10 protein-coding genes are annotated in these 6660 nt (G+C 33.3%); 2 read left to right on the forward strand and 8 right to left on the reverse strand.

Annotation, left to right across the window (positions count from 1 at the left end):
* Positions 1-137: 137 nt before the first annotated feature.
* From Q0W26_RS10845 to Q0W26_RS10855, 3 genes are read right to left on the reverse strand one after another with little or no spacing between them, the layout of a single operon-like run.
* A complete protein-coding gene (locus Q0W26_RS10845) occupies positions 138-725 on the reverse strand; it encodes a DUF998 domain-containing protein (protein WP_298525167.1) in 588 nt (195 codons plus the stop codon).
* A 2-nt stretch (positions 726-727) separates the two neighbouring features.
* Positions 728-1663 carry an SAP domain-containing protein gene (locus tag Q0W26_RS10850; protein ID WP_298525170.1) on the reverse strand — a complete coding sequence of 312 codons (936 nt, stop codon included), beginning with the start codon at positions 1661-1663 and terminating at the stop codon, positions 728-730.
* Positions 1656-2771, reverse strand: coding sequence for a low temperature requirement protein A (locus Q0W26_RS10855; protein ID WP_298525172.1), 1116 nt, complete (start codon positions 2769-2771; stop codon positions 1656-1658). Before Q0W26_RS10855 ends, Q0W26_RS10850 begins: the two co-directional genes overlap by 8 nt.
* 32 nt (positions 2772-2803) lie before the next feature.
* Between Q0W26_RS10855 and Q0W26_RS10860 the strand changes: the two genes are divergently transcribed.
* Positions 2804-2986, forward strand: a complete 183-nt coding sequence (locus Q0W26_RS10860) for a hypothetical protein (RefSeq protein WP_298525175.1) — start codon at positions 2804-2806, stop codon at positions 2984-2986.
* Positions 2987-2995: 9 nt separating this feature from the next.
* Here Q0W26_RS10860 and Q0W26_RS10865 read toward each other — a convergent pair whose 3' ends face one another.
* The 4 genes from Q0W26_RS10865 to Q0W26_RS10880 all read right to left on the reverse strand — a co-directional run bounded on the left by Q0W26_RS10865 (position 2996) and on the right by Q0W26_RS10880 (position 5977).
* Positions 2996-4294 (reverse strand): hypothetical protein, encoded by a 1299-nt coding sequence (locus tag Q0W26_RS10865; protein ID WP_298525178.1) that lies wholly within the window; start codon positions 4292-4294, stop codon positions 2996-2998.
* A 217-nt stretch (positions 4295-4511) separates the two neighbouring features.
* Positions 4512-4769 (reverse strand): hypothetical protein, encoded by a 258-nt coding sequence (locus Q0W26_RS10870; RefSeq protein ID WP_298525181.1) that lies wholly within the window; start codon positions 4767-4769, stop codon positions 4512-4514.
* A complete protein-coding gene (locus Q0W26_RS10875; RefSeq protein WP_298525184.1) occupies positions 4759-5571 on the reverse strand; it encodes a hypothetical protein in 813 nt (270 codons plus the stop codon). The genes Q0W26_RS10870 and Q0W26_RS10875 overlap by 11 nt, the downstream gene beginning before the upstream one ends.
* A 205-nt stretch (positions 5572-5776) precedes the next feature.
* Positions 5777-5977 carry a hypothetical protein gene (locus Q0W26_RS10880; protein WP_298525187.1) on the reverse strand — a complete coding sequence of 67 codons (201 nt, stop codon included), beginning with the start codon at positions 5975-5977 and terminating at the stop codon, positions 5777-5779.
* 108 nt (positions 5978-6085) lie between these two features.
* On the opposite strand from Q0W26_RS10880, the gene Q0W26_RS10885 reads away from it, so the two are divergent.
* Complete coding sequence (locus Q0W26_RS10885; RefSeq protein WP_298525190.1) at positions 6086-6253, forward strand: hypothetical protein; 168 nt, start codon at positions 6086-6088, stop codon at positions 6251-6253.
* Between the two features lie 42 nt (positions 6254-6295).
* On the opposite strand, the gene Q0W26_RS10890 is transcribed toward Q0W26_RS10885, so the two are convergent.
* On the reverse strand, positions 6296-6660 hold a 365-nt coding region (locus Q0W26_RS10890), incomplete at its 5' end, for a hypothetical protein (protein WP_298525193.1).

Below are 6660 nucleotides of genomic sequence, written 5' to 3' on the forward strand. Positions count from 1 at the left end.
CTTTAAAGATAATTAAACTATATAATATTTAAATCTATATGACAGTGACAAAAAAGTTACCTCGATAAACTAAAATTAATGATTTTAAAATTAGATATGATTAAATTACACTTTAACGATTAAAACCATAAAATAAATTACTCTCGAAGCAAGTAAACACCAGTTAGAAAACTCCAGACAATCAGGGTGTAAACTGATAACCTCTCAAAGACAGGCATGTAAACGCTTTCCATGTTGAAAAACATTATCCAGAACACTATAAGACCAAAAATGCCCAACGTTAATGTGAATTTCTGATAGCCTTCAAATTCCGCCATGGATTTGGAGATAATGACCAACAGTATGTTTCCTCCAAGAATTGCCATTACCGCCCCTAATGTATGGTATCCTGAAGTCAGCGGATTTCCGCCATGAATCAAACCGACAATGATGACACCCAAAGCAGTTATCACAGCAAAAACAGAACATGCAACTTTACGTTTAACAATGTGGTCTTTGAATTTGTAAAAATAGCCGAAAAGAAGTGCCAGACCAATCAAAATGAATGCCGAGTTCATAAGCCAAGACAACGGAGAATTTCCGTTTGGAATTCCCAGCTCTGAAATCGTGTGAAAAACATAAGTATTAAAAATAGAAGCGTTGAAAAAAGTTGCTGAAACGGCTTCAGCGATAACATAGTACAAACTGCCAACTATTAAAGCAATTCCTGCAACTTTAGCTTTCATTTCTAAATTCCGAATTTCTTATTGAAGTATTTTTCCTTCAAATCGAAGTTAAGCTCTTCAATGTCTGCACCGGCCATAGCTTTCTGCAATATCTTATAGCAAGATTTTTTTGGCACGGTAGTGTGCTTGATGTTGGATTTGACCCAAATTTTATCAAATCTTTTCTTCAAGTCAGTGACTTTCAATGTTTCCACGACATTTTTTAAATTGACGACATTTGCTTCGTCAACGACATTGTATGAGGCATAACTTTGGGAATCCAGTGAAATAGGATTCAATCCCAAAATGAATCTTTGCAAATCATAATCAAGGAAGGAATTATAATCCTTATCATAGGCATAGACATGTGCCTTTGCAGTCAATGCATCAAGGAATACCAAAAACTGATTTGCAACCAAAGCCCTTGACAGGATTTCATCACAGAAGTTTAGTGCGGTTTCAACATTATCAGCATCTGATCCTTTTACATAGGTTTCATAATCCTCAAACCTGAATGCAACAAGTGCAAACATGTAGAGGTCGATCCATTCATTTTCTTTTAGGAATTCATATGCCTTATCAGTCAATTCCAGATTATCATATGATTTTTCCTTATCAACAGCCACATCTAAATTTCTTGCATCTCTAGCTTCCTTCAAAACAGGCAATACCCTTTCAACCAATTCATGTTTTTTTCCTGAAACTTTCAATCCGTTTTCTCTTAAAATGTCTTTCAGCTCGGAAACGACATATTTTTTGGAGATTGCCTCAGCAGTTATTTCAATATTGGTTGAAACTTGAACATCTCCTTCAAGATATCCTTCATCAACCAAATAGCCAATGCATTCTTCAGCAGATGAGAATGTTCCGAATTGACCTTCGCTTAAAATATATTCCAGTTCATAACCGCTGTTTAAAAAGTTCAAAACGTTGAATACTTCTAATTTTTGCTCACTCACTTAAACACCCTTTATATTTCATCAACAATATTTCAAAATTGCCGAATGTTATAATCAAGCTTCCTATCAGGAAAGCATATAAATTTGAAATGAATATCAAAATGACGGCCACACCAGCAAGTGTAACCATGCACATTAATATTATATCTTTTTTAGTCAATTTAATGTTTTGCCTATAATCCTCCTTATTTGCCATGATTGATAGGTAGAAAATAATCAGTGACACAATCATCAGTCCGCTTGCAAATACATGATTTACTTCACCGGAATGAATCAGCTCCAGTGCAACGGTCACCAGATTGATGCTTATTACAATGAAATAATGGCTGAACATCAACCTTAACGACCTTTCAACCCTGTGGTGCTCCATCAATCGGTGAATCTGAATCACATATGAACCGAACATTGTCAGGACAATAAAAAACACAAGAATCGGTATCAGAGTGAAATTTGAGGTATCAAAGAAATGTGTAAGTCCGACAATGGCTTCTCCGAATGTGATAATTGTCAACAATTCAAATCTTTCAACAAGATGGGGAAAGCTGATGATGCTTTTATCGAATTTGCCCCTGATAAAGAAAGGCAGAAATGCGCCCGTCAGGACCGCAACGACATTAATCCAAATTACATAATTGGTTAAATTCAACATTGTACATAAAATTGCAATCACATATATTGTACAGACTATCAATAAAATAGTAATGGAATTTCCTGCAGCCCCAATCATGGAATGTTCTTTTTTTGCCTGAATGGAATACAATACCATAACCGTCAAAAGCAATATTAACATTGCCAAATCAAATGGAAATGCCATTGAGGCCCAGTCATGAGAAATCGTATTTGCCATATATATTACTGCAATCATGTTAACGCAGGCAAGAACATAGTCATACCACCTCCACTTTCCGTATCTATTGACATAATTAGTGAAGTAAAGCCATGCCTGAAGAATTACAAATGAAGTAATCAGATATGCAAAAAAGTTATATGAAGGAATCACGCCTCCAATAGGCTCTGAAACCAAAGCAGTCAGCTTTGATATTGCATATACAAAAATCAAATCATAGAACAGTTCGATTAGTTCAACAGGTTTTACCTTGACATCCATATTATTGACCAGAATAGTTTATACAAAATAATATGTTTGAAACTATTCTTAAACTGTTGGATTTCACAACATTATCCTACCAATACCGAATAGATGAAAAAGCATATGATGACTACGAAAACTGCGCGGTAAATCTGCTGATGCCTCATATGCCTGTTTTTAACCAGCAATATTACCAGAACTACAATCAAGATGACATTAACGATTTGAATTAATGAAAACATTTAATCATCCTCTTTTTTCTTAATTGCAGTTAATATGGTATAAACATGCCTTGAATGGCGTTTTTTACTTGGATATTTATTTGCAAATATTTTCATCAGTTCTGTCACACTGACATCTGGATTTTCACTTATCAATTCCTCACAAATATTCTGCAGACTTTTAGGAGCGATTTTTGAATCCCAAACATCCATAAAGACATTCTTGATTCTCCTGACTGTTTTTGGATCTTCAATCTGCTCGTAGCTGAATTCTTCCCTCAGATTTCTTTTAACATAATCCATGTAATGATTTTCATCATCCTGATAGATTTCCTTAACCTTGGAACCATATTCATCAAAATACTTTTGAACTTCCTTTACGACAAAACGCCTTGGAACTATAGTCATCTGGTCCAATTCCGCTTCAAAATCCCTAGGCTTGATTTTCAGATACATCTGGCCGCCTTTGAAATGCTGACCGTTAATGACAACACCTTCAATAGCCCTTCTTCCATTGTTCTTGAGATATTCATCGTTAATGAGTTTCAGCAGTTCTCTAACTTCCTGAATAGCATCATATAAAGTCGGGAAGGCATCTTGAGTTGAAACTTCATAATTTCTAAGCTTATTCCATTTGGCTTGCCAGTGAACTGTAAAAGAAGCATCTTTCTCATGCTTTTCAATGGAAAATATATTGTCCGGCTTTGGAAAATCATCAAGCCCATAGTAGCAATTGATGCCTATGAAATCAAGAAATCTCTCATTGACGTAAGCCCCAATTAGCCTGATGTCAATGTAGGTTTCCATATAGGCGATTTCATGCTTATTTAGAATCCCATACAATTCAAACATCAATGAATCATTCAGATGATTTTTATTTGAAAAATACTTTTCAATGGCTTTTTTATCTATTAATGCATACATTTCAAGGATATGCTCATCGGCAACCGCCATTGCCCTTGTTTTAGGAATGATTTCTATTGAATTGCCCTGCTCGTCATTTAATGAATACAGTATCAGGCAGGTTCCGTCAAGCTTTTCTGAGCAGTAGTATACAACAGACTCATCATCCTCTTTAAGTTTGAATCGCTCATCCCAATAGTGTATTTTGGGAAATGACTGTACAAACTGTTCCGTATCATAACTTCTTCCGCTTTTCTCTGTAACGTGAGTGATTACAAGAGAGCCAAGGTGCTTATTAGCTTTTCGGCATATATAACCTTTAATTACATTACCTTCAGGAGTTTTTTCGCAAAAATCCCTCAAATGTTTTGGTTTAACATTATTTTCAAAATATTTCTCACAAAATTTTTCTTTCATACTAAAACCTCATTGAAATTAAAAGAAAAATTAACTTATTTCAACAATACTCTGATAAATAAGTTTAAAATTCTTAATAAGATAATATATACTCAGTAATATTTAAAATAAGCAGTTTTAAGTGAGAACAATTTTACAGAGCCCCTACAATTCTTCCAAGTGAGAACAATTTTACAGACCCGGACAACTTTTTCTTAAAAAATAGAATGGGAAATGATTAGCCCATCAATTGCTTTTCAATCATTTCCATCATTGGTTTTACATCATCAGATAAGTTAATTTCAGTTATTTTCTTTGGAGAACGATTTTTAGAAGCATAATATGCCTGTGCAAAACTTCTGCTAATAAAAAATACCCCTTCAAAATCAATTGTAAACTCCGAATTTTCACTTTGATTTAATTTGGCTATTAATTCCGTAGCAGATTGATTAAAATCTAAAGCAGTATTTATTTCATCCTTAACTTTAATGATCATGAATTACACCCAACTTATAGGAATCCGGTTTATTGAATTCGATTAAGCCATAAATATTTTGAATTTCATGTTTATTTAATCGAAGACCAATCAATGTTCCATTAAAAGTATGTATTTCATTAAATAAATAATACTTGTATTTTTCACCGCAAATATGTAAACATCCATTTCGGGACACAAAAAGAATTTCGCCCAAATTTCCTTCAGCAGCTAACCTAATTACTGTCCATAGCCCATTTCCCCGTTCATATTCAGAGTCAGATATAGTTGAAAATGTTCCAATTGCCTTTTCAATAGAATAACAATCATTTTCAAAATTTAAACCATATTCTTCAAATAGTCCCGGAATAGATGGTCCATCATCAACAACACAAATATCCAATTTTTTAGAATCCTCATTCAAATTTGATAAAATATATCTTTGAACATTGTAGTTATCTAAATTTGAATGGTCATAAACATTATTTGCTATTTCGGATATCATCGTCCTCAAAGCAAAATAACCTCCATATTCTGAATCCAAATTTTCCATATACCTAGTAAGGAAATCAGTTTCATCACTTTCAATGCGAGAAGCAGGCAATTTAGAAAACAATACATTTTTACTCAAATTATCAATTAAAAAATCATATGCCTGTTCACCATTTTCCAAGGAAATATTTTGACGTTTGCAAACACACAGCAGAGGAAGTATTGTTGTTGGGTTTGATTCTAAATTCTCCAAGTCAATTTTACCACCAGTTTCATCTTTGATTATTTCTTCAAATTCCACATAATTATCAAATAAGTTTTTTAGTACCATAACAGTACCTCCCAAACATTTTTAATAATTAACTAGAAAATGAAAAAATCCGGATTTAAACAATGTACTAGTTAACAAAAGTAATTTTGTCATCCAAGTTTATAAAATAAGCAGTTTTGGATGAGAACAATTTTACGGGCTCAGAACAATATTATGAGCTCACAACAATTTTACGAAGTCAGAGCAATATCAAAAAATAGAAAAATTAGGGATTGCATGCTTCGTCAGCAGCACCCATAACAACACGAATTTCATCAGACAGGTTAATTTCTGAAATATTCTTAGACGAATCCAGCTTAGCAGTATAATAAGCCTGAGCATAATTCATTGTTAAAAAAGTTACGTCCTTAAAATCGATGATAAAATTATCTTCGGGAATTTTATTTAAAATCTCGATTAATTCCACTGCATCATCACTAGATTCCAGATGTGTACCAAATTCAGCACCAACATTAATAAGCAGTTGAACACCTACAACAATATTTAAAATTCATCATTTATATAATTGAAAAATATGAAAGAATGTCCAAAATGCAAGAGAGCATTAAAAAAAGTATTTCACGGCGAGCCAACAGACGAACTGGCTGTCGAATCCTTTGAAAATGAAGTGATAATTGGAAATTACTGTAAAAGCGATTATAATTATTACTGCGAATACTGTGATGAATTCTTTAAATCTTAAAATTCACCTGCTAAAAAAAGATAAGGAGTAGATTTTGAAAATCTACTTATTTACTTTTGCAAGTTTTTTAACATGGAGCTTGGCGTCATTTGCCTGACAATACATTGTGGATCCGACCTCACGCTTTTTGAGAACGCTGGATTTGACAGTTACTTTTGCAACTCCTTTTTTATTGGTTTTAGCAGTATAAGTCTTGCCATTGAATTTAAATGTGACTTTTTTATTTTTAAGCAATTTCTTGCCGTTCTTAAGAGTTGCTGTTAATACAAGCTTCTTGGCGGATTTTTTAGCATTAACTGTTTTTAATGTTATAGTATTTTTTAAATTGCAGCTTTTAAGAGCTCCACCGTAAAGTTCATTATAAGTATCAGCCTGATTATCACTGAAAGTGCATTTTACAGCATTTA

This window comes from uncultured Methanobrevibacter sp. (assembly GCF_947169325.1).
Classification (GTDB): Archaea; Methanobacteriota; Methanobacteria; order Methanobacteriales; family Methanobacteriaceae; genus Methanocatella.